The organism is Sphingomonas phoenicis (assembly GCF_047238005.1).
Lineage (GTDB): Bacteria > Pseudomonadota > Alphaproteobacteria > Sphingomonadales > Sphingomonadaceae > Sphingomonas.
This window is the reverse complement of sequence record NZ_JBDFMC010000002.1, coordinates 2,732,847-2,755,685: the sequence shown is the minus strand read 5'-3', so window position 1 is coordinate 2,755,685 and position 22,839 is coordinate 2,732,847. Positions and strand designations below refer to the sequence as shown.

20 protein-coding genes and 1 tRNA gene are annotated in these 22,839 nt (G+C 68.1%); 11 read left to right on the top strand and 10 right to left on the bottom strand.

Annotation, left to right across the window (positions count from 1 at the left end; genetic code table 11):
- Positions 1-109 precede the first annotated feature (109 nt).
- Complete coding sequence (locus tag ABC319_RS14155; RefSeq protein WP_413070844.1) at positions 110-721, top strand: hypothetical protein; 612 nt, start codon at positions 110-112, stop codon at positions 719-721.
- 17 nt (positions 722-738) lie between these two features.
- On the opposite strand, the gene ABC319_RS14150 is transcribed toward ABC319_RS14155, so the two are convergent.
- Complete coding sequence (locus ABC319_RS14150) at positions 739-1,218, bottom strand: PilZ domain-containing protein (protein WP_413070843.1); 480 nt, start codon at positions 1,216-1,218, stop codon at positions 739-741.
- Between the two features lie 242 nt (positions 1,219-1,460).
- Between ABC319_RS14150 and ABC319_RS14145 the strand changes: the two genes are divergently transcribed.
- The gene (locus tag ABC319_RS14145; RefSeq protein WP_413070842.1) at positions 1,461-3,887 is read left to right on the top strand and encodes a zinc-dependent metalloprotease; all 2,427 of its coding nucleotides are present in this window, start codon (positions 1,461-1,463) and stop codon (positions 3,885-3,887) included.
- A gap of 9 nt (positions 3,888-3,896) precedes the next feature.
- Here the strand turns inward: ABC319_RS14145 and ABC319_RS14140 are convergent, their stop codons facing one another.
- Positions 3,897-5,282, bottom strand: coding sequence for a helix-turn-helix domain-containing protein (locus ABC319_RS14140; RefSeq protein ID WP_413070841.1), 1,386 nt, complete (start codon positions 5,280-5,282; stop codon positions 3,897-3,899).
- Between ABC319_RS14140 and ABC319_RS14135 the strand changes: the two genes are divergently transcribed.
- A complete protein-coding gene (locus tag ABC319_RS14135) occupies positions 5,188-5,610 on the top strand; it encodes a hypothetical protein (RefSeq protein WP_413071765.1) in 423 nt (140 codons plus the stop codon). The two genes, ABC319_RS14140 and ABC319_RS14135, sit on opposite strands and share 95 nt — an antisense overlap.
- Before the next feature lie 166 nt (positions 5,611-5,776).
- Positions 5,777-7,369: an isocitrate lyase gene (locus tag ABC319_RS14130; protein ID WP_413070840.1), complete on the top strand. Its 1,593-nt coding sequence runs from the start codon at positions 5,777-5,779 to the stop codon at positions 7,367-7,369.
- A gap of 79 nt (positions 7,370-7,448) precedes the next feature.
- On the opposite strand, the gene ABC319_RS14125 is transcribed toward ABC319_RS14130, so the two are convergent.
- The gene (locus ABC319_RS14125; protein WP_413070839.1) at positions 7,449-7,892 is read right to left on the bottom strand and encodes a hypothetical protein; all 444 of its coding nucleotides are present in this window, start codon (positions 7,890-7,892) and stop codon (positions 7,449-7,451) included.
- A 61-nt stretch (positions 7,893-7,953) separates the two neighbouring features.
- Between ABC319_RS14125 and ABC319_RS14120 the strand changes: the two genes are divergently transcribed.
- From ABC319_RS14120 to ABC319_RS14110, 3 genes are all read left to right on the top strand, one after another.
- Positions 7,954-9,390, top strand: coding sequence for an FAD-binding oxidoreductase (locus tag ABC319_RS14120; protein WP_413070838.1), 1,437 nt, complete (start codon positions 7,954-7,956; stop codon positions 9,388-9,390).
- A gap of 61 nt (positions 9,391-9,451) precedes the next feature.
- Positions 9,452-10,222: a SapC family protein gene (locus ABC319_RS14115; protein WP_413070837.1), complete on the top strand. Its 771-nt coding sequence runs from the start codon at positions 9,452-9,454 to the stop codon at positions 10,220-10,222.
- A gap of 71 nt (positions 10,223-10,293) precedes the next feature.
- Complete coding sequence (locus tag ABC319_RS14110; RefSeq protein WP_413070836.1) at positions 10,294-10,830, top strand: cytochrome b; 537 nt, start codon at positions 10,294-10,296, stop codon at positions 10,828-10,830.
- A gap of 184 nt (positions 10,831-11,014) precedes the next feature.
- Here ABC319_RS14110 and ABC319_RS14105 read toward each other — a convergent pair whose 3' ends face one another.
- Positions 11,015-11,863, bottom strand: a complete 849-nt coding sequence (locus ABC319_RS14105) for an N-formylglutamate amidohydrolase (RefSeq protein WP_413070835.1) — start codon at positions 11,861-11,863, stop codon at positions 11,015-11,017.
- A gap of 111 nt (positions 11,864-11,974) precedes the next feature.
- On the opposite strand from ABC319_RS14105, the gene cpdR reads away from it, so the two are divergent.
- Together cpdR and ABC319_RS14095 are read left to right on the top strand one after the other, a co-directional pair.
- Positions 11,975-12,352, top strand: a complete 378-nt coding sequence (gene cpdR, locus ABC319_RS14100) for a cell cycle two-component system response regulator CpdR (protein ID WP_413070834.1) — start codon at positions 11,975-11,977, stop codon at positions 12,350-12,352.
- Between the two features lie 45 nt (positions 12,353-12,397).
- A tRNA-Val gene (locus tag ABC319_RS14095) sits at positions 12,398-12,472 on the top strand.
- A 77-nt stretch (positions 12,473-12,549) separates the two neighbouring features.
- On the opposite strand, the gene ABC319_RS14090 is transcribed toward ABC319_RS14095, so the two are convergent.
- From ABC319_RS14090 to ABC319_RS14075, 4 genes are all read right to left on the bottom strand, one after another.
- Positions 12,550-12,744, bottom strand: a complete 195-nt coding sequence (locus tag ABC319_RS14090; RefSeq protein ID WP_413070833.1) for a hypothetical protein — start codon at positions 12,742-12,744, stop codon at positions 12,550-12,552.
- A gap of 69 nt (positions 12,745-12,813) precedes the next feature.
- Complete coding sequence (otnI, locus tag ABC319_RS14085; protein WP_413070832.1) at positions 12,814-13,596, bottom strand: 2-oxo-tetronate isomerase; 783 nt, start codon at positions 13,594-13,596, stop codon at positions 12,814-12,816.
- Positions 13,593-14,885, bottom strand: a complete 1,293-nt coding sequence (locus ABC319_RS14080; protein ID WP_413070831.1) for a glycerate kinase type-2 family protein — start codon at positions 14,883-14,885, stop codon at positions 13,593-13,595. Before ABC319_RS14080 ends, otnI begins: the two co-directional genes overlap by 4 nt.
- Positions 14,882-17,134: a ThuA domain-containing protein gene (locus tag ABC319_RS14075; protein WP_413070830.1), complete on the bottom strand. Its 2,253-nt coding sequence runs from the start codon at positions 17,132-17,134 to the stop codon at positions 14,882-14,884. Before ABC319_RS14075 ends, ABC319_RS14080 begins: the two co-directional genes overlap by 4 nt.
- A 229-nt stretch (positions 17,135-17,363) precedes the next feature.
- On the opposite strand from ABC319_RS14075, the gene ABC319_RS14070 reads away from it, so the two are divergent.
- Together ABC319_RS14070 and ABC319_RS14065 are read left to right on the top strand one after the other, a co-directional pair.
- The gene (locus ABC319_RS14070) at positions 17,364-18,980 is read left to right on the top strand and encodes an L-lactate permease (RefSeq protein WP_413070829.1); all 1,617 of its coding nucleotides are present in this window, start codon (positions 17,364-17,366) and stop codon (positions 18,978-18,980) included.
- Positions 18,977-19,765: a 2-keto-4-pentenoate hydratase gene (locus tag ABC319_RS14065; protein WP_413070828.1), complete on the top strand. Its 789-nt coding sequence runs from the start codon at positions 18,977-18,979 to the stop codon at positions 19,763-19,765. Before ABC319_RS14070 ends, ABC319_RS14065 begins: the two co-directional genes overlap by 4 nt.
- Positions 19,766-19,789: 24 nt before the next feature.
- Here ABC319_RS14065 and ABC319_RS14060 read toward each other — a convergent pair whose 3' ends face one another.
- Together ABC319_RS14060 and ABC319_RS14055 are read right to left on the bottom strand one after the other, a co-directional pair.
- The gene (locus ABC319_RS14060) at positions 19,790-20,584 is read right to left on the bottom strand and encodes an FCD domain-containing protein (RefSeq protein WP_413070827.1); all 795 of its coding nucleotides are present in this window, start codon (positions 20,582-20,584) and stop codon (positions 19,790-19,792) included.
- Positions 20,585-20,667: 83 nt separating this feature from the next.
- Complete coding sequence (locus tag ABC319_RS14055) at positions 20,668-22,839, bottom strand: beta-galactosidase trimerization domain-containing protein (protein WP_413070826.1); 2,172 nt, start codon at positions 22,837-22,839, stop codon at positions 20,668-20,670.

Sequence of the window (22,839 nt, the reverse complement as noted above, 5' to 3'; positions counted from 1 at the left end):
GGCGCGTAGCCGATTTTGGCGGGCAGTGCGACGACGGACTGATCGTCGGCACCCCGCCGCGTCGGCACCGGTCGGCGCCAGGCATGTTTTTGCGACAGGTGTGGCGATATTGCCGCTGTTCCTCGCAGCATGCAGCACCGCGCCGGTCGGCGACGACGCGGCGATCGTGCGCGCGACGCTGGCGCTGCTGGTATTGGAGCGATCACCGGGCGCGCCCGCCCTGTGCGTCGATTCCCGACCCCGCGGCGAACCGCTGGCGATCTATCGCACGATGCGGATCAACAGCGAGCCGGACGAGCGCGAGTGGCGCACGCCGGTGCCGCTGCGCGGCGAGCCCAAGGTGGGCGGACGGCAATTGTTCGACGACGCGACCGACCGCGAGAAGCTGCGCATCCCCGAGCCGGACGATGAGGCGGAGGCGCTGCCCCGCGACGAGCAGGCCCGGCTGGAGGCGGCGGCGCGGGCGTTGTCGCAGGACGGCCAGTCGACCGGTTTCAACCTGGACGGCAGCCTGGCGCCGGCCGGCATGAAGGTCCGCTGGTGGCTGATGAACCGCGTGGCGGGGGGATGCGACCGCACGGTGGTGCTGTCGCGGCTGGTCCACGACGCGCGGACCGGCTTCATCACCGTGACGCTGGACCATTGGGGCACCACCTATGCCCTGCAGCGGGCGGGTGCCGGGTGGCAGGTCGTCGCGCAGTGGGACAGCTGGCTGTACTGATCGACCCGCCGGCGCGATCATAGCAGCGCGGCGCAGGCGGCTCCCGCGACCAGCCACGGCAGCAGGATGCCGGCCGCGATGATCGGTCCGCGAAACTGGCGGATGCGCAGTTCGCCCGCGTCGAGCGGCAGATCTTCCTGGGTGAAGAAGGCGGCGGGACCGCCGAAATCGGCGGCGACGATGTTGGCGACGGGCGCGGCAGTGTCGATGCCGGCGATATCGACCGGAGAGACGAAGCGGCAGCCATAATAGGGTGCGGCGGAACGGACGACGCGGGCGGTATGGCGGCCGAGGCCGGCGATGCCGATCGACACGGTCGCGTCGAGGGCGAGCGGCTCGCCGCACGACATCCGGAACCCGGTCGACGACAGGTCCTCGATCATCACATCGAGCGGGCGGTGGTCGTCCTGCTTGCGCAGCGTACCGTCCAGATTGACCGGCTGCCGGTCCGATGCGCGTTCTTCGTCCGCGCGAAATAGCTGTGCAGTCAGCGCCATGACCCGCGTCTCCAAACCATCGTGACGCCGGGTCTTGCGCCGGAGATCGTTAGAGGAGCGTAAATGGCGGTGGGACAGCGTCGTCCCGAACGGGGACAGGGCCGGCTACGCCCTTTCCGCTCACGGGATTGTGGCGCGAAGGGCACGCCCGCAGCCCGGCGTCCGCGATCCGCCACAGCGGCTTTGCGGCGGCCGGGCGGGCATGCCATCACCCTGCCCGATCAATCGGTTGGGGGTTCGAGATGACGACGCGATGGATGATGGCCGGCCTGCTGCTCGGCTGTTCGACGGCGGCCATGGCAGCGCCGGGCGCACCGGCCGCGCCCCGGCTGGCGGCGGACGTACTGAAGGGAACGTTGGCGCAGAACGGGTTGCTGCCGGTGGCGATCGATCGCGATGGCGGGCGCGTGCTGGTGACGCTGTCCCCGGCCGGCGCGGACGGGGTACTGGGACGCTTCCTGTACGTCGCCTCGCTGCGGACCGGGATCGGATCGTCGGAGACGGGGCTGGATCACGGCCAGAATGGCGAGACGCAGCTGCTGGCGTTCCGGCGACTGGGCAAGAAGATCGTCGCCGAATTCGAGAATCCGCGCTTTCGCGCCACCGGCGGCTCTCCCGCCGAGCAGGCGGCAGCGCGGCAGAGCTTCGCCACCAGCACCGCCTGGGTCGGCGATATCGCCGCGACCCAGGCGGACGGATCGATCGTCGTCGACCTGGCCCCGTTTCTGTTGCGTGACAGCATGGGCGTCGCCGCCGCGCTGCGACGGGGCAATGGCGGCGAGTATCGGCTGGATGCCGGAGCCAGCGTGGCCGATGCAGGGGCGACCAAGGTCTTTCCGGACAATATCGAGCTGGAGGCACGCCAGACCTATATCAGCGACAAGCCCGGCGATGCGGTAGACGCGATCGCGCCCGATGCGCGATCGATCGCCGTCACCGTGCACCACTCGCTCATTCGTCTGCCGGCACCCGGATTCCAGCCGATCCGCTTCGATCCGCGCTTCGGCGGGTTCGGGGCGCAGGCGGTGGATTACGGCGCACCACTGGGCCAGGACGTGGTCTACACCCTCGCGAACCGGTTCCGGCTGGAGAAGACCGATCCCGCTGCCGCCAGGTCGCCGGTAAGGAAGCCGATCACCTTCTACATCGATCGTGCCGCGCCGGAGCCGATCCGAACCGCACTGGCCGAAGGCGTCGGCTGGTGGACGGCCGCGTTCGACAAGGCGGGGCTGGTGGATGCGTTCCGGGTCGAGATCCTGCCCGACGGCGTCGACCCGCTCGACGTCCGCTACAACGTCGTCAACTGGGTCAACCGGGCGACGCGTGGCTGGTCGTACGGACAGGTGATCGGCGATCCGCGAACCGGCGAGATCGTCAAGGGATCGGTGCTGCTGGGATCGCTGAGGGTGCGGCAGGACATGCTGATCTACGAAGCGCTGGTCGGCGCGAACATGGTCGGCACCGGCGGACCGAACGATCCGGTGCGCGTGGCGCTGGCCCGCATCCGGCAGCTGGGGGCGCACGAGGTCGGCCATGCGCTGGGGCTGGAGCACAATTTCGCCGCATCGACGCAGAACCGTGCATCGGTGATGGACTATCCGGCGCCGCGCATCCTGTTGACCGATGGCGCGCCGGACCTGTCCGACGCCTATGGCACGGGCGTGGGCGCCTGGGACGTCGCGACGATCGACCGGTTGTACGGCGATCCCGCCGCCACGGAAGCGAAGGCGGCGGCGGTGAAGACCAGCGGGCTGCGTTTCGTAAGCGACGGCGATGCCCGCGCGGTCGACGCCCCCCAGCCCTGGGCAAGCATGTGGGACGATGGCGCCGATCCGGCGGCCGAACTGGACCGGATGATGACGGTCCGCCGCGCCGCGATCGACCGGTTCGGCCTCGGCGCGCTCCGCCCCGGCGAGCCGGTGGAGAATCTCCGCCGCAAGTTCGTGCCGATCTGGCTGCTGCACCGGTATCAGGTTGAGGCGGCGGCGAAGCTGATCGGCGGGGTCGATTTCGCCTATGCCGTCGCGGGTGGCGGCCACGAGACGTCGACGCCGGTGCCCGGTGCGGCGCAGCGGGCGGCGCTCGACAGCCTGATCGCCACGCTGTCGCCGGCGGCGCTAGCGGTTCCCCCTGCCCTCCTGCCGCTGTTGTCGGCAGGGCGCAGCGGCCCGAACGACCGGCAGTTCGACATCGAGGTGATGGCGACGGCGGGCGGGCCCGTGTTCGACCCGCTCGTCGCGGCGGAGATCGCCGCGACGGTGACGCTGGATGCGCTGCTGGCACCGTCGCGTCTGTCCCGCCTGACCATCCAGCATCATGCCGATCCCGGTCTGCCGGGTGCGGAGGAGGTGGTCGACCGCCTGCTCCGGGCGACGATAGACGGTGCGCGCGATGCCGCCGGGCAGCGGGTGGCGACCCGCGTGCTGCTCGATCTCGCCCAACTGGCCCGGACGCCGGGTGCCGCGCCGGGCACGGCCGCGATCGCCGATGCGGCGCTGGTCGACGTGGCCGCGCGACTGGCGCGCGGCAAGGACGCCTGGTCGCGCAGCACGGCGCGGCTGCTGGGCGATCACGACCGGCTGACGGCGGTGCTCGCCGAACTGCCGAAGCGGGAACCGAAGGTACCACCCGGCATGCCGATCGGCGGCGAGCCCGACTGGATGGATTGACGGCGGCGATCAGTCGCCGGCGAATTCCAATGCGCTCCCCCGCCGCTCGCGCTCGTTGACCAGCAGCGCACGGCCGGCGGGCGGATGGGAGCGCTGGCGGCAATCGGCGCGCAGGCAGGCACGGCAGCCAAGCCCGATCGGGGTGGCACGCCCGGCAAGATCGATGCCGCGTGCCGCCGCCAGCGCGCCCGCCTGATCGGCACGGACGCCCAGCCCGACGGCGAATTCGGCCGGCACCTCCTCGGCCCGCCATCCTTGCGGGCGGACGCTGCGCGACAGGGTGAGCCAGCGCTCGCCATCCTCCAGCTCGACCAGCTGGACGATGGTGGTGTCCGGCCGGTCGAATCCGTGATGCAGCCGCCACAACGGGCAGCGACCCGCGGCGGCAACCAGCGTGGCACCGCTGGCACCGGCATAGCGTTTCGATAGCTGTCCGGCGCGATCGACGCGGATCATGAAGAAGGGCAGTCCGCGGGCGCCGACGCGGCCGAGCGTCGTCAGCCGATGCGCCAGTTGCTCGAACCCGGTGCCGAACCGGCGCTGGAGCAGGTCGAGGTCGTAGCCGGTCGCCTCGCATGCGCGCAGGAACCGGGCATAGGGCATCAGGACGGCGGCGGCGAAATACCCGGCGAGGTGGCGGCGGAACAACCGTTCGGCCGTGCGGTCGGCCAGTCCGGCCCCCCGTGCCAGCGCCTCGATCTCCGCCCGCGCCTCCAGCTGCGCCAGCTGGACGGCGATCGCAAAGCTGCGGCCCGGCTGGTCGAGCGTCTCGCTCAGCTGCAACTGGCGGGCGTGCAGGTCCAGTCGACGGATCGTATCGGGCAGGACATCGACGGGCAGCACGCGGATCGACAGGCCGTGCTTGACCCGCAGCCGCTCGACCATCGCGCCATATGGATCCGCAGCGGCGAGGCGCAGCTCGTCGGCCAGCGCCTCCGCCGCGGCATCCAGATCGCCGAAATGATTGCGCCAGCGGTCGATCGCACGGCGCACCTCGACCAGGGGATCGGCGATGCCGGCCGTTTCGCCACCAGTGCCCCCCGCCCGGTCGAACGCCCGGGCGAACGCCTCTGCCCCGCCGGGTGCGGCGGCGAGCCAGTCGTCCACCTCCGACCGGTCGACCTCCAGATCGGCGAAAAGCGGATCGGCCAGCCGCCGTCGGATCGCATCGGCACCACCACCCGGGTCGGCCGCGGTGAGCGAGCGCGGGTCGAGATCGAACTGCTCGGCGAGTGCGACCAGCAGCGAGGCGGAGACCGGGCGGTGGTTGCGCTCGACCAGGTTCAGGTAGCTGGGCGAGATGCCGAGCATCTCCGCCATTGCCGCCTGGCTCAAGCCCAAACGGCGGCGCAGTCGGCGGATCGGGGGGCCGGCGATGAGCTTGCGATCGGACATCGCGCAAGATGCTTCATCGACGTGCATCGCTTGTCAATCGATTTACAGCTTTACATCCTGCTCGGTGGATCGAACCGACCCGATCACCGGCCGGCACGATGATTTTCGTTCGGATGCCGGCTTCTGTGCGTCACAAGGCTGCCATCCACCGGACAATCGAACGGAGATCGTCATGAATACCGAGCCGCAACGCAGCCGCGCCGTCTTCTCCATCGAAGACTTCAGCCTGATGAAGGAAGCCGTTGCCGACTATGTCCGCAAGATTGCGGACGATCCGCGGTCGGTCAAATTCTCCAACCTCTATCACCGGCTCGGCCGGCTGGGATAATAAGGTCATTCTCGATCTGTCCATGTCGTTACCGCTTGGACAGTAATCCATGAGCACGGACGCCTGCGGCTGAAGTTAGCAACGTCGGCGTGTGTGGATTCCCCCGGTCGCCGGGATGACGGGATTTGGGCCGGGGACCTGAGCGCATTCTGTAAGGACGACGACAATGACATATCAGGACGGGGTTTCGCGGGCGGCGCAGGTGATCGGGAGCCGTGGCGGCTGGGACGGGATCGATCCGCAGGCGGTGGCACGGATGCAGGCGCAGAACCGCTTTCGCACCGGGCTCGACATCGCGCGCTATACCGCCGGGATCATGCGCCGCGACATGGCCGCGTACGATGAAGATCCGGCCGCCTACACCCAGTCGCTGGGCTGTTGGCACGGCTTCATCGGGCAACAGAAGATCATCAGCATCAAGAAGCATTTCGGTACGACCAAGGGGCGTTACCTCTATCTGTCGGGCTGGATGATCGCCGCACTGCGCAGCGAATTCGGGCCGCTGCCCGACCAGTCGATGCACGAGAAGACGAGCGTGCCGGCCCTGATCGAGGAACTCTACACCTTCCTGCGCCAGGCCGATGCGCGCGAACTGGGCATGATGTTCCGCGACCTCGACAAGGCGCGCGAGGCGGGGAACGAGGTGGAGGCACAGCGCCTGATCCACGCGATCGACACGCACGAGACGCACGTGGTGCCGATCATCGCCGACATCGACGCCGGTTTCGGCAATGCCGAGGCGACGTACCTGCTGGCGCACAAGATGATCGAGGCGGGCGCCTGCGCGCTGCAGATCGAGAACCAGGTCAGCGACGAGAAGCAGTGCGGGCATCAGGACGGCAAGGTCACCGTGCCGCACGAGGACTTCCTGGCGAAGGTGCGCGCCTGCCGTTACGCGTTCCTGGAACTGGGCGTCGAGGACGGCATCATCGTGGCCCGCACCGACTCGCTGGGTGCCGGGCTGACCAAGCAGATCGCCTATTCGAAGGAGGCCGGCGATCTGGGTGACCAGTACAACGCCTTTCTCGACTGCGAGGAGGTGTCCGACCTGTCGACCCTGCGCGGCGATGTCGTGATCGAACGCGACGGAAAGCTGATGCGACCGAAGCGGCTGGCCTCGAACCTGTTCCAGTTCCGCGCCGGCACCGGTGAGGATCGCTGCGTGCTGGACTGCGTCACCTCGCTCCAGCACGGCGCCGACCTGTTGTGGATCGAGACCGAGAAGCCGCATATCAAACAGATCGCAGGCATGGTCGATCGCATTCGCGCGGCCGTGCCGGCCGCCAAGCTGGTGTACAACAACTCACCCAGCTTCAACTGGACGCTGAATTTCCGCCAGCAGGTCTTCGACGCCTGGGCGGCGGAGGGACGCGACGTCTCGGCGTACGACCGCGCACGGCTGATGAGCGCGGACTATGATGCGACGCCGCTGGCGATCGAGGCGGACGAGAGGATCCGTACCTTCCAGCGCGAATCGAGTGCGCGGGCCGGGATCTTCCATCACCTGATCACCCTGCCGACCTATCACACTGCGGCATTGTCGACCGACAATCTGGCGCGCGAGTATTTCGGCGAGGCGGGGATGCTGGGTTATGTCGAGGGCGTGCAGCGGCGCGAGATCCGGCAGGGGATCGCCTGCGTGAAGCACCAGAACATGAGCGGCAGCGACATCGGCGACGATCACAAGGAGTATTTCGCCGGCGATGCCGCGTTGAAGGCAGGCGGCGCGCACAACACCATGAACCAGTTCGCCGCCTGACCGGAATGGCGGGATCGCGCTATCCGCCCCAGGGCGGCGTGCGCGATCCCCCGATCCGCAGCCTTTCCCGTCGCGGCGGTCAGCGGCGCGGTTTCAACAGCTTGAACGTATCGATCTGGCACCGGGCACCGGAGCGCACGCGGATCGCGTCGCGGTCCGCACACACCTGCCCGTCGGGACCGGGCCGGATGTACAGGCCCGAATAAAAGTCGGCCGACCGACAATCTCCTGCCAGCCTGGCGCGCATCCAGCGCCCGTCGACCAGCAGCAGGTCCACCGCGGCCGGCACCGCGATCGCCGCCGCGGCGATCGCGCCCATGCCCAGGCACTTGGGCGCCTTGTGCTCCTTCCAGTCGCTCCGCGGAGAGACGATGCGCTGGATCGGCGCCGTCGACATGCGTGGTACCCGGATCGTGATCCGTTCGTGGATCAGCACCTGCGCACGCGCTCCCTCCGGCGCCTCGCCGAGGACGGCAGCCGCCGACAGGGCGATCAGCGAGACGGGGAACGCGGGGTGAGCCATGGGCAGGGCTGGTTTGCCCGGAATCGTTGAACAATCGCTGAACCGGGCCTAGCGCGGCGACATGAACCTTGCCCAGCAAACGATGCTGACCGAGCTGTCGAGTATCCTGGATCCGGCCGGCATCGTCACCGATCCCGCTGCCATCGATCCGTGGACGACCGACTGGCGCCAGCGCTGGCACGGCCATACGCCCGCATTGCTGGCGCCGCGATCGACCGCGGAGGTGGTCACCATCGTCCGCGCGGCATCCAGCCACCGCGTGCCGCTGGTACCGCAGGGTGGCAACAGCTCGATGGTGGGCGGCGCGACGCCGGCGGCGGACGGCAGCGCGCTGATCCTGTCGCTGCGGCGCATGAACCGCATCCGCACGCAGGGCGAGACGATGGCGGTGGCCGAGGCCGGGGTGATCCTGCAGACGCTGCATGAGGCGGCGCTCGCGACCGGGCGACGCTTTCCACTGACGCTGGGCGCACGGGGCAGTGCGACGATCGGCGGCCTGGTATCGACCAATGCCGGGGGCACGCAGGTGCTGCGCTTCGGCACCATGCGGGGGCTGGTGCTGGGTGTGGAGGCGGTGCTGGCCGATGGTCTGGTCCATGACGGTCTGGCCGCGCTGGCCAAGGACAATCGCGGTTACAGCCTGGATCAGCTGATGATCGGGGCGGAGGGGACGCTGGGGATCGTCACCGCCGCCGCGCTGAAGCTGGTGCCGGCGGTGACGGCACGCGCGGTTGCATGGGCCGGAGTGGCGGATCCGACGGCCGCGCTGGCCCTGCTCCGTCGTTTCCAGCGGACGAGCGACGCGATCGAGAGTTTCGAGATCATGCCGGCCGAAACGCTGGATGCTGCGCTCGCCCATGTACCGGATGCGCGGGCGCCGCTGGCCGGTCGGCATCCCTGGCACCTGCTGATCGAGGCGACGGCCGCCGCGCCCGATGCCGAGCCGCCGGCATCGCTGGTCGAACGGGTACTGGCGCGCGCGCTGGACGACGGGTTGGTCGGCGACGCGACGATCGCCGCCAGCGAGGCACAGGCCGAGGCATTCTGGCGATTGCGCGACTCGCTATCGGACGCGGAGCGGGCGACCGGCCCGGCGGCACAGCACGACATCGCCGTGCCGGTGGACACGATGCCGCGCTTCATGATCGAGGCGGCGGCGGCGTGCGAGGCGCGTTTTCCCGGCACCCGCGCATCGGGGTTCGGCCATCTGGGGGACGGCAACATCCACTTCCACGTCCGCGCACCGAAGGGTGCCGACCGCGACCGCTGGTATGCCGAGGACGCGCCCGCGATCAGCGCGTTCGTCCACGATCTGGTGACACGCGCCGGCGGCACCATCTCGGCCGAGCACGGCATCGGCCAGATGAAGCGCGAGGAACTGGCCCGGCTGGCGCCGCCGGGCCGGATGGCGGCGCTCGCCGCGATCAAGGCCGCACTCGACCCGCTCGGCATCCTCAATCCCGGCAAGCTGCTTGCGCCGGTTACGCCTGCGCAATAGAGCCCTGCCCCAATTGGCGTCGGGCGGGGGCCTTGCGCATCAATCACGGAAGGTAACCGCCATGGCCAGCGCGCCGCAACTGCCGATCTTCTACAACGGCCTGGAGCCGCTCTCCAGCCAGACTCATGGCGACTGGCGCATCCGCCCGGTGGCGACCGCGCCGTTCCTGGTCGGCCAGCACGCCATTCCCGTCACCGTCGAGGAGTTCCCGCTGGTGCAGCGGTCGATGCCGGTGGTCTTCTCGCTGGGCGACGATGCGATCCCGCTGGCGCTGATGGGCCTGAACGAGGGCGTCAACGTGTTCGTCGACGACGCCGGCACGCTGGGCGAGAACATCTACGTGCCCGCCTATATCCGCCGCTATCCGTTCATGCTGGCCAAGCTGCGGCCGGAAGCGGAGGAGCTGTCGCTGTGCTTCGATCCGACGTCCGACATGCTGGGCGCGTTCGAGGAGGGCGAGCCGCTGTTCACCGATGGCCAGCCGAGCGAGGCGACCAAGCAGATCCTGGGATTCAACGAGACGTTCGAGCAGGCCGGCCAGCGGACCCAGGCGTTCATGCGCGAACTGCGCGAGATGAACCTGCTCATGGACGGCGAGGTCACGATCGAGCTGCAGGGCGCTCCCCAGCCGTTCGTCTATCGCGGCTTCCAGATGGTCAACGAGGAGAAGCTGGCCGCCCTGCGCGGCGATCAGCTGCGCAAGATCTCGCAGTCCGGCATGCTGCCGCTGATCTACGCCCACCTGTTCTCGCTGTCGCTGATGCGCGATATCTTCGCACGGCAGGCGCAGCGCAACGGCACCCCGCAGCCCGTCGAGCTGCCCGCGCTGTAACGATCATCGGGCGCTTTCCACGGCGCCCGATCGGCCATAGGCTGGCGATCCCCAAGCAGGAGATCGCCAGCATGACCGTCCGTCACGAGCAGACCGCTCGCTACTCGGCCGTGGCGATGTGGTTCCACTGGACCATCGCGACACTCGTGATCGCCAATCTGGTCATCGGCCTGTTCCACGACGCGATCGGCCTGATGTCCGCGCACAAGGCCATCGGGCTGACCGTGCTGGCGCTGACCGCCGGTCGGGTCGCCTGGCGGATCGCGCACCGCCCCCCGCCCCTGCCGGTGCACACCCCCGGCTGGGAACGCGGACTGGCCCATGCGACGCACTGGACGTTGTACCTGCTGATGATCGCGATGCCGGTGACCGGCTGGCTGATGGTGTCCGGCGACGAGACGCGGCGTCCGCTGACCTGGTTCGGCCTGTTCGACCTGCCCTATCTCCCGGTTGGAACCGCCGCGGGGGACTTCGGGCACGATGCGCACGGGCTTCTCGGCTGGCTGATGCTGGCGCTGGTCCTGCTCCACGTCGCGGCGGCGCTGCGCCACCGCCTGATCCTGCGTGACGGCATACTCGGGCGGATGGCCCCGGCCCTTGATCGATAGCCGATCCTGTTCGAGGTTAATTTTACGTCGGATGGGTTGAACATTCGACCGTTTCACCCATTTATGTCCTGTACGGTTTCGTGTCCCCCCTTTCGCGAGGCCGTACGACACGCTTTCAGCGTGTCTCCTCCCTGAACCTTGGCCACCCCGTGCGGATTACCCGCGGGGTGGTTTTTTTATGTACTTACTCCGCCGCCAGCGGCAGGTGGCCGATCGCTTCGTCGGTCAGCGCGTCGATCAGCGTTCGGACCATGGCCGCGGTACCCGCCAGCCCCGGTCCCGGCAGGTCGAGACGATCATCGAGGTACAGGGCGCGATCGAGCTCCAGTTGCACCGCATGGATGCCGCGCGCCGGGCGGCCGTGCCGCTCGACGATGTGGCCGCCGGCATAGGGGGCGTTGATCGCGCTGCGGACGCCCTGCCCTCCCGCCCCGACGAGCACCGCCTCCATCCGCGCGATGAAGCGCGGTCCCGCCGTCCGACCGAAGCGATCGCCCAGCACCGCCTGCGGCTCGCCCGTCCCGAGCGACGGCATGGAGTGGAGATCCAGCAGTATCGCCACGCCGAACCGGTCGCGCGCCGCGCACAACAGCTGCTCCAGCATCGCATGATAGGGCCGGTGATCGTCGACGATCCGCGCCTCGATATCGGCGGCGGTGAAGCGGCGGCGCCACAACTCGCTTGCTCCCGATGCGCGGCGCGGCACCAAGCCCAGTCCGCTGCGGACCTTGGCAGAGGCATGGACATGGCCCGCGATCGCGCCGTCGTCGACCCGGGGATCCCGCTCCCGCTCGCCCCGGTTCAGGTCGATCCACGCACGGGCCCGGCGCTGGATCAGCATCGTCTCGCCGTCGCGCGCTGCCAGAGCGACCGCGTCGATCCAGCGATCCTCCAGCGCGACCAGCGCCGTGGCGGGAACCCGCAGGGCGCCCGTCAGCGCGGCCGGATAGTCGCGCCCGGCATGGGGCACCGATACGATCACCGGCGTCGCCGGGACGACCTCCCCCAACCTGTCGAAGCCTGGCAGCTGCATGCCCCCGCATTGTTCCACGCGTGTCAGCGTAGGACGTCGGCCCGTCCTTTTCGACTGGAAATCTTAACCCGGTGGGACATAAGCGACCTCTACCACCCGCGAGGCGTTGTCATGATCCGAATTCTGCTGGCCGAAGACGATCAGGTCATGCGCGAATATCTGACGCGTGCCCTGCAAAAATCGGGATATGCCGTGACCGCCGTCGATCGCGGCACAGCGGCGCTGCCGCTACTCGAGACGGAGCGGTTCGACCTGCTGCTGACCGACATCGTCATGCCCGAGATGGACGGCATCGAGCTGGCCCAGCGTGCCGGCGAGCTGGCGGCGGACATGCGGGTCATGTTCATCACCGGGTTCGCGGCAGTGACGCTGCGCGCCGGCGAGACGATCCCGAACGCACGTATCCTCTCCAAGCCATTCCACCTGCGCGAGCTGGTGGCGGAGGTCGATCGGCTGTTCGAGACGGATTTGGCCACCGGGCTGAATTGACCGCTTGCACCGCCGCGACACCGCGGCTAGAGGCACCCTCCTCGTGGGCGTGTAGCTCAGTGGTAGAGCACTGTGTTGACATCGCAGGGGTCGCAAGTTCAATCCTTGCCACGCCCACCATCTAAAAGGCCCGCCAGCTCATCGAGTTGGCGGGCTTTTTATCGTGCAGTGCAAAGCGGCGTGGCGCGGCACACCCTTCAAGGGGAAGGCAGCAGCCGGAAGGCGACGATGTCGTCGGCGCCATAGTCGCGGTACATGTCGTGCGACCACCGCAGGTCGCCTGCGCGTCCCGTCGTCTCGTCCGCATAGCGGCGCCGCACGACGACCAGCCGATCCGGTGCCACCGGACAGGCGCCACCGTTCCAGTGCTGCCAGTCGGGTTGCGATGTCATGCGGCCGATTTCCTGCGGACGATCGATCCATGGCCCATCATGGCCGATTCACCATCCGATCCCGTCGGATCAATGGAGATACGGCGATGCCCAGCCGAGCCCGTCGATGGTGCCGGCCGCCGGTGCATACTCGCACCCGATCCAGCCATCATAGCCCAGCGTATCGATCCGCCCGAGCAGCCAGGGAAAGTTGAGTTCCCCCGTACCCGGTTCGTGCCGGCCGGGATTGTCGGCGATCTGGATATGGCCGATCCGCGGCAGCAGTCGTTCGATCGACCGGGCCACGTCTCCTTCCATGATCTGCATGTGATAGACGTCGTACAGCAGCTTGACGTTCGGACGGCCTGCGGCATCGATCACGGCCAGCACGTCGGCGGTACGATCATAGAAATAGGTCGGTATATCGACGCGCGTGTTGATCGCCTCCAGCACCAGCGTGACACCCTGATCGGCCGCCCGGTCGGCGGCGAGGCCGACATTGTCGATCAAGGTGCGCGTCCATGCCGCCCGGTTCGCGCCGGGCGGGATCTTGCCTGCCATCAGGTGCAGCGTCGTGCAGCCGGTGGCCCGCGCATAGTCGAGGCCGGTATCGACGCTGCGACGAAACTCGTCGACCCGCGCCGGATCGGCGGCGAAGCCGCGCTCGCCGCTGGCCCAGTCGCCCGGCGGCAGGTTGAACAGTGCGACGGTCAGGTCGTGCTGCCGGGCGGCGTCGGCGACGTCCTCCGCGCTTTCGGCGTAAGGGGATACGCATTCCACCGCCCTGAACCCCGCCGCCGCCGCCGCGCCGAACCGGTCGAGGAACGGCAGGTCGGTGAACAGCATCGACAGGTTCGCAGCCAGCCGGATCATGATCGTTCCTCTCGCGGCAGTATCAGCACCGCCCTGAAATCGTTGACGTTGGTTCGGGTGGGGCCGGTCATCAGCAGGTCGCCGATGCCGGCGAACAGGGTCGCGCTGTCATGGCCGGCCAGATGGGCGCGTATATCGAGCCCGACCGCCGCCGCACGGGCGACGGTGTCGGGGGCGATCACCGCGCCCGCCGCCCCGCTGGCGCCATCCTCGCCATCGGTATCGGCGGCCAGTGCCCAGACGCCGGCCATGCCGTCGAGCTCGCAGGCGAGCGCCAGCGCGAACTCGGTATTGCGGCCGCCGCGCCCATAGCCGCCGCCCGAGAGCGTCACCGTCGTCTCGCCGCCCGACAGCAGGACCGTCGGCGTGCGAACGCCGTCGCGAACCATGGTCGCCATCTCTGCGGCCAGCGCGTGGCTTTCCCCCTCGAGATCATCGCCCAGCATCACGGCGTGCAATCCCATCGAGCGGGCCGCATAGCTGGCGGCCTTCAGTGCGGCCATCGGCGTACTGATCAACCGGAAGTCATAGGGGGCGGCTGCGGCTACCACCTGAGGCGGTGCCATCAGCCTGTCGCGGACAACCGCGGGCAACCGGTCGCCCAGCAGCGTCACGACATGGCTCAGATCCATCGCCGCGGTGGGATCGGGCACCGACGGGCCGGAGGCGATCGCCGCCGCATCGTCGCCCGGGATGTCGCTGATCCCGAGAGTGACAAGCCGCGCCGGCGCCGCCGCGGCGAGCAGCTTGCCGCCCTTGATGGCCGACAGGCGGCGGCGAACGACGTTCATGGTGCGGATGTCGAGGCCGGATGCCAGCAGCAGGCGGCCGACCTCTTGCTTGTCGGCCAGCGAGATACCGGGCGCCGGCAGTGCCATCACCGACGAACCCCCGCCGGATATCAGCACCAGGACCAGATCGTCCGGATCGAGGCCGCCGACCGCCGCCAGTATTTCCCGCGCGGCCGCCTCGCTCGCCGCATCCGGCACCGGGTGTGCCGCCTCACGCACCGCTATGCGACCGGCGGGCATGCCGTAGCCATAGGGGACGACGACAAGGCCGCCGAGGTTCACATCCGGCCACGCCGAATCGACCGCCGCCGCCATCGACGCCGCCGCCTTCCCGGCGCCGACGACGATGCAGCGTCCGCGCGGTCGCGGTGGAAGATGCCGCGCGAGCATGCGCGCCGGATCTGCATTGGCGACCGCGACATCGAACAGCCGGCGTAGCGCCGCCCGTGCCGTCTGGTCCGTCCATGACGGGAAGGTGGATAGCGACTGGGCCATCATGCGAAATCTACCGCCACCACCTCGTGCAGCTGCACTTGCGGCACGTCGACGATCAAACGGCTTCCGTCCTGGCGAAACGTCGCGTCGCGCTCCGCCTCGAGCAGGCGGACGCGGGATGGTCGCACGCCGGGCGGCAGCGTCAGACGAACCTGATACGGGCCGGCCGGCAGGATCTCGCGCATATAGCCACGCATCGCCATCGGATTGGTCAGGTTCACCAGATGCGCCGCCACGGAGGTCCGCTGGCGCCAGTAGCTGATGTCGAGAAATCCGGGTCCGGCCACCTCCATCGGTTGCGCGCCGTCCGCCGCCCATGCCACCGCGTTGCGCAGCACCGTCAGGTGATCGGCGGTCGAATTCTCCCAGAACGTGCGATCGATGTCGAAGGGCAGGTATACCACCCGCCCTTTCCCGAATTTCCGTGCATAGATCATCGGGATGTCGGTCGTACGCGTCGCCGTGTAGACCTTTTCCATCGGCAGGTCGGGATAGCTCGGCACCAGCGTGAAGGCGGCGCGCATACCGGCGTCCCGCGGGCGGACATGGACGCGCTTGGTTCCGGCCATGATCCGCGGCGTATCGTCCAGCCCGACAGTCAGCGGCCCCGGCCCGCGCACGGTCAGATAGCTGTTCTGCACCCGCTGATCGACCGTACCGGTAAAGTCGCAGCCGAACAGGTCGGCAAGCCCGAAATTGGTGCGCCGCTTGCCCCATTCGTCATACAATGCAGTCTCGTGCGTCGCGACGATCGCGCCGCCGCGCTCGACATAGCCACGCAGCGCCGCGCACTGCGCGTCCGACAGGGCAGCGATGTTGGGAAGGACGATCACCTTGTACCGGTCGATCGCCTGCGGATCCAGCAACCGCTCGTCGACGAAGGCGAACGGCACCCGCGCCTCGACCAGCGCCTGGTAGAAGCCGCTGGTGGCGTCGTCGGATCCGCCGCGCAGCGACTGCGCATCCTGCGGCCCGCCCGCCCCCATGTCGCGAGGCACGTCCGGCACGTAATAGGTGCTGGTCTGTGACGAGTGGAGCATCGCGACCGTCGCCAGGTTCTCGGTATTCCGGAAATACGCTTCGTGACGGGCGTGCCAGGCATAGGCCTTGGTCACCGCCGGCACCCAACGCTTGTCGAACACCTCCGCCTTGAACTTGGTCATCCACGGCCGGAAGCCATGGGCCAGCCCATCATGGAGATAGGCGCTGATCTCGGTCGGCGCCTGCACCGAATCCATGAAGCGATAGGGGGTGGCCGTCTCCCCTACTGCGAAGATGCCGCTCATCGGCCGATCGGGCATCAGGCACGCCGTTTCCTTGGCGCTGCGGCCGTTCAGCCAGGCCGGTGCGTTGCCGCTGCGGGCCTGCCGGTCGGCGAACAGCGCCCGGGCCGTCCGTCGCAATCGCCGCGGATCGAGCCGCCCCCAGGTACCCGGCGTGAAGAACGCCTGCGGATTGACCGCATCGACCGTGCGCGCCCACAGCGCCAGCTGCTCGTAGCGCATTTCATTGTCCCAGATCAGGTAGGCGCGGGTCGCCGGATCGCCGACGTCGTTCAGCGACGACGGAACAGCGAAACCGCTCGCAGCCTTGAACTTGGTCGTGCAGACGCCGCAGTGACAAAGCCCGGCCGCACCGGCCCAGCGATTGCCGAAAACGCCATCGACGGGGTACGTGCCCACGATCTCACGCAACACTTGCGGCATCCATGCGAACGTCACGTCACCGTTCGGGCAGGTCAGGTACAGGTCGCGGTCGGTCGGGTGGCGCTTCGGTTGGCCGGCGGCGTCGCGCGCGACCCACTCGGGATGCGCCGCCAGCGCGTCGGCGCGCATCGCATGCGGATCGACCCGTGCCAGTACGCGGATGCCCATCGCCTTGCAGGCATGAACCAGTTCCCCGAACATGTCACCGTCGCCCAGAAACGGACTGCGATAATGATAGGGTACCTTGGTGGGATAGAAGGCAGTGACGCCGCCGGCGCTCAGGCACACGCCCTGCGTGCTGGTCTGCTTCAGGAAGTCGAGCCAGAATGCCTTGTCATACCGGCCGGGATCGTCCTCCGTCGCACAGATCTGGACCCAACGCATCGGGCCCCATTCCCAACCTTCCTTATCCTTCGCCATCGTCGCCCGCGCCATCTGCGCGGATGCCGACGGAGGCAGCATGGCCGCCATCCCGAGCGCCGCAGCACCGCCGATCATGGAGCGGCGATCCACGCTGTCGAACAGCTCGCCCGAATTTGCGACCATGATGATCCCCTCCTCGGCGCTGAACCGCCTGTCACCCTCTGGCTAAACATTCTTACCAGATAGCGCAACGAATGATTTTGCGGAACTGCGCGTGGGCAAACAGCATTATCGGTTACCGACAAGGTCGTTTGCATCATTTTTGGATAACTATTGTTGCCAATCTGGTTTGCGGCTATCGAGCGACATCGTCGTCACCGATGATCAACGAACGACATTGGGAGGAGGGAAGATGTTCCGCCAACTGGTTACGCCCGTCGCCGACAGCCTGCCGATGTCATTCGTCGTTGCCGCCCTTCCGATCGTCGTCGTCCTCTTCCTGCTCGGCATCGTCCGCCGACCCGCCTGGCAGGCATCGATCGCCGGTGTACTGGTCGCCCTCGCACTGGCGACGGGCGTCTGGCAGATGCCGGTCGGTCTGGCGCTGAACAGCATCGCCGCGGGCGCCACCTTCGCCGCATGGCCGGTGATGTGGATCGTGCTCAACGCCCTGCTGCTCTACAACGTATCGGTGACATCCGGCAGCTTCGACGCATTCAGCGGATGGATGGTCCGCCACCTGCCGAATGATCGCCGGGTCGCGCTGATCGTTATCGGCTTCTCGTTCGGCTGCCTGCTGGAAGGGGTAGCCGGATTCGGCACCCCGATCGCGATCACCAGCGCGCTGCTCGTCACGCTCGGCTTTCCCGCGATCGAGGCGATCGTCTTCACCCTGATGTTCAACACCGCGCCGGTGGCGTTCGGTGCACTGGGATCGCCGATCACGACACTGAGCGCGGTCACCCAGCTGCACGACGTGTCGCTGGCCGCAATGGTTGGTCGCCAATTGCCGCTGATCGCGCTGCTGCTGCCGTTCTACGTCATTGCCGTATATGGCGGCGTCCGTGCGCTGCGCGGGGTGTGGCCCGTGCTGCTGGTCGCCGGCGGATCGTTCGCGGTGATGCAGTTCCTGTCGTCCAACTTCCTGGGCTATGCGCTGACCGACGTCCTGTCGTCGCTCGCATCGCTGTTGTGCACGCTGGTGTTCGTGAAGCTGTGGCGAATGCCCGCCGATCCTGCCTTCGCCCTCGACGCGCCCGTCCACCCGGCCGGCACCGATGGACTCGTTCCCGGCACGTCGGCCAGCGGGTGGAAGGGTTGGCTGCCATGGCTGGTCCTGTCGGCCACCGTCATCCTGTGGGTCCATCTGAAGATCAACACGATCGGCGAGATGAAGGTGGAATGGCCGGGCCTGCACGAGCGCATCTTCATCACCACCTATGGCCGGGCCTATGGAGCGATCTGGTCGTTCCAGCCGCTCGCCACCGGCACCGCGATCCTGGTCGCCACGATCATCACGGCGCTTCTGTTACGCCTGTCGCCGGGACAGCTGGCCACGGCGATCCGCCGTACGCTGCTGCAACTGCGGCTGCCGCTTGCCACGACGATGACGATCATCGGCCTCGCCTATCTGATGAACTATTCGGGCATGGCCTATACCTTGGGCATCGGCGTCGCATCGGCCGGGCCGCTGTTCCCGCTGGTATCGGCCTTTCTCGGGTGGCTCGCCGTGTTCCTGTCGGGCAGCGACACGTCGGGCAACGCGCTGTTCGGCAATCTGCAGGTCGTCGCGGCGCGTCAGCTGGATCTCAATCCCGTGCTGATGGCCGCCACCAACGCATCCGGCGGCGTGCTGGGCAAGATGGTCTCGCCGCAGAACATCTCGACCGGGACCAGCACCACCGACTGCCGCGGTCAGGAGGGCAAGATCCTCGCCCGCACGTTCAAGCACAGCATCTTCCTTACCCTTATCCTCGGCTGCCTCGTCATGGTGCAGCAGTATGTGGTGCCGTGGATCATTCCGTCGTGACGCGAATGCTCGGATGGCTGGGGCTTGCGATCGGCCTTTCGGCCTGCACGGCGCATGGCCCGGGCCGAGATTATCTCGCCCGTTTCGTCACCGCCGAGCGACAGGCGCAACCGTTCGACCCGATTACCGCGACGATGCCCGGCGTGGATATGGACCGGGCGTATCGTCTTCAACGCGACTATGTTCGCCAGCGCCTGGATGCCGGCGATCGGATCGCGGGGTACAAGGGCGGCCTGATGTCCACGGCATCGCTGGCGGCGCGCCATGTCACGGAGCCGCTCGTCGGCACGCTGTTCGCCTCGGGCCGGGCAGACGATGGCGCCACGATCTCGCTCTGCGGCTATCGCAAGGCTTCGTTCGAGCTGAAGCTGGGCTATGTCGGCCAAGCGGTCCTGCCCGTCATCGACCTGCCCGACATCGCCTATCGCGATCCCGACCGTTACGGCGCGATCGACATGATCGCGGCCAACATCTCCGCTGCCCGCTACGTTCGCGGCACACCGCGGCCGGCGGCGGGCATCGACCTCGACACCGTGCCAGCGGCGCTGTTTCGCGATGGCGAGAGGATCGCCGCGGGTAGCAGCGGCGAATCGCTGGGCGGGCAACGGTACAGCCGCGAGGCGGTGCTCGCCCTGGCGCGCCGGACCGGGCGAACGCCGACGGACGGCGATCTGGTCGTCACCGGCAAGATGGGGGATCGCGGCTGGCTGTCGCCTGGCCGCTATGTGGCCGACTATGGCCCGCTCGGACGGGTCGGCTTCACCGTGGTCGCGTGCACGTCCTGACCTTGCCGTGGCGCGTCCGTCCGGTCAGGCGTCGATCTCGCGCAGCTTCTTGATCGCGATGATGTCGCCGCGCGCCAGCCGCCGGATGCTCGCCTCCAGGCGCCGCTCGGCGTCGTAGATCTCGCGCTGGGTACGCATCGCCGTCGTCATGTGCAGCCTTGCCGCTTCGCGTGCCCCCTCGACGTCCCGCGCCATGATCGCGGCATAGATCGCCTGATGCTCCTGCAGCTGCGAGTCCTTGTGGCGACGGTGCTCGTAGAGGTTCTTGCGGTTGGTATAGACGTTGGAGCGCAGGATGCTCTCGATGCTTCGCATGAAGTGGAGCATCATCAGGTTGTGGCTCGCCTCGTAGATGGCGAAGTGGAACTCCGCATCGGTACGGGCGATCGCATCGATATCCTGCGCCTCGTGCGCGGCGACCATCGCCTCGAAGCATTTCCGGATCGCGTCGCGATCGATCTCGGACGCGCGCTCCGCGGCGAAGGCAGCGGCGGCAGCCTCCATCTCGGCCCGCAATTCCAGGCAGTCGATCCGTGCCTCCGGCGTGTCCATCAGCTGTGCCAGCGGATCCCGCAGGCTCTTGCCGATATGCTCGCTGACATGCGCCACGCCCTGCGCATTGGTGGTCAGGAAGCCGGCCTCGATCAGCTTGTCCAGCGCCTCCCGCAGCGACGGCCGCGAGACGTCCAGCTTCGCCGACAGCTCGCGCTCGGACAACAGCCGCTCGCCCGGCCGCAGCGATCCTTCGAGGATCATCTGCTGCACATGCTCCGCAATGGCGTCGGCCAGCTTGGCCGGCCTGATCGAGCGTGCGTTCATCGGCGTGCCCCTGCCATCATCATCCCGACATAGCGCTGCTTGCTGCCGCCGGGAAGCAGGAGCGAACGCTGCCACGACGATGTTCAGGGCTGGAGGAATACGGCTTCGAACGCGCCGACCGGCGGCAGGTCGAACCAGGTCCGCGCGTCGCCGCCCGCCATTGTCCTGCCCGGCACCGACTGGCCGGCGATCAGGGCGCGCGCCGAAGCCCGCACCGGTCCGGTGACGCCGATGCTGAGGCCGTGGATGGCAGGAGGCGGCGCATACAGCGTGTTGCGCTGGCCGGCATAGTTGACGACGGTCAACAGCGATGCGCCATCGGCGCGCCCCATCGCCATCAGCTCGACCGGCCCCGCCCCGGCGAGCGTAAAGCGTGGCGGCGGTGCATAGCGGGCGAGCAGGCCCGCGATCACCTGCTGGTGCACCGGCAGGCCGTCGCGCTGATAGTGCCAGCCGATCAACCAGGGGATGTGAACGGCCCGCCCCTTGCCATGCGCCCGCGCCGAGACACCCGGATCGCGCCGGGCGGCGTCGCCCGGTATGGCATAGCTGAACTCGGGCGGGCCGAAACGCTGATCGGGGGCGAAGCGCATCAGCGTTTCCGCGCCCCGCCGCGCCGCACCGCCGAAGTAGCTGCCATCGAGCGGCACGCGCCCGACGACCGGCAGGACACCTTTTGCCGGATCGAGCGTCCAGCCGCTGATCGGCTGCGCCGCGGCGTAGCTGGCAAGCGGGAAGCTGGCGAGCGGCAGCGTTGTCCTTGCCTTGCCCGCTTCGTCGAACCCGCCCGGCATGCCGGTCGCGATCAGCAGGCCGCCTGCCGCGACAAAGCGGTCGAGAGCCGCGGCCTCCGCATCGGACATCATCATGACGTTGGGCAGGATGACGACGTCGAACTCGTCGCGCAGTCGCGTCGTGCCGTCGACCACGCGCGCGCTGTTGGCGTAGCGGAACGGGATACGGGAATCGACCAGCGCGCTGTACAACCCCTGGAACTCGGCGGTCTGAAATCGGGAGTAGGGCGTCGCCCCTGCCAGACGACCGGTCACGCCGGATTGGTACAGCGCGACCCGCCCCGTCTCCGCCATTCCCGCATAGCTCGCCTGGTTGGCGGCTCGCCAGCGGAACAGGCGCGAGACCGGCGGCAGATAGCTCTGGTCGTTCTGATCGGCCAGGGTACCCATCAGGTACAGGTCGAGCTTGGCGCCGACCCCCATCTGCTGGGCGAAGCGGTTCTCGTGATAGGCGGCCGTTTCGGTCACCTGTCGCCAGGGATAATCGATATGGGCGGTGGAGGTGGACGACCACGGCTTGCCCGGGCTGCGCGCCAAAGCGGACCGGCACTGATCGCCCGATTGATACGCCCATTCGGGCGGCAACCGATCGACCCGGCGCTGCACCTCGCCGCGGCCGACCTGCTCGACGCTGTCGTGCTGGGTGATCGGTATGCCCGGCGCGAGCGCGCCGATATGGGCGGAGATCTTCTTGCGCAGATCCTCCGATGTGCGCGCCTGGAACTCGAGATAGTCGTGCCAGCTCGGATCGGCAAAGCCTTCCTTCGCCGGCAGCTCCTTGCCAAACATCTGCCGGAAGCCGCGCCGGCAATTCGCGCACACGCAGATGCCATGATCGACATTGGCGTAATCGGTGCGCGGATAACCGGTCATGTTGAAGAAGATGCCGTCCGGCTTGTACCGGCCAAGTCCCTCGCTGAGGATGCGCAGGCCGTAATCATGCGCCCATCCTCCGTTGGGGCAGGCCTGATACGTGCCGGCGAACTCGCGCGGCGTCCCGTCCCGGTTCAGCATGAACCAGTCCGGATGCGCGTCATAGACCGGCTTCATCGCCTTCGACAGGTCGAAGCGGCCGATATAGGCCAGACCCTCGTAGTGCGCCGCTGCGATCATCGCCGCGACGAAGTCGCCCCTCATGTACGGATTGCGCCGCTGATAGGAGAGAGCGGTGGGATAGAAGGCGACGATCCCGCCGATGTTCGACACGATCGTGTTGCCGCCGAAGGACCTGATCGCGCGAGCGATCTCCCGTGGACTCTCCCGGATATCGATCTCGCGCAGGTTCGTCTGAACGATGCGATAGTCCTGGGTCCACCAGCGTGCCGGATCGAAGCCGCCGGCAGCCGGCGATTGCGCCGCGGCAGATCCGAACGGACCGCCCATGACGCCCAGCCCCAGGAACGACAGGGTCTGCAACACGCCACGCCGGGTAGCTTCGCCCGTCAGCTCCGATCCGCTCAT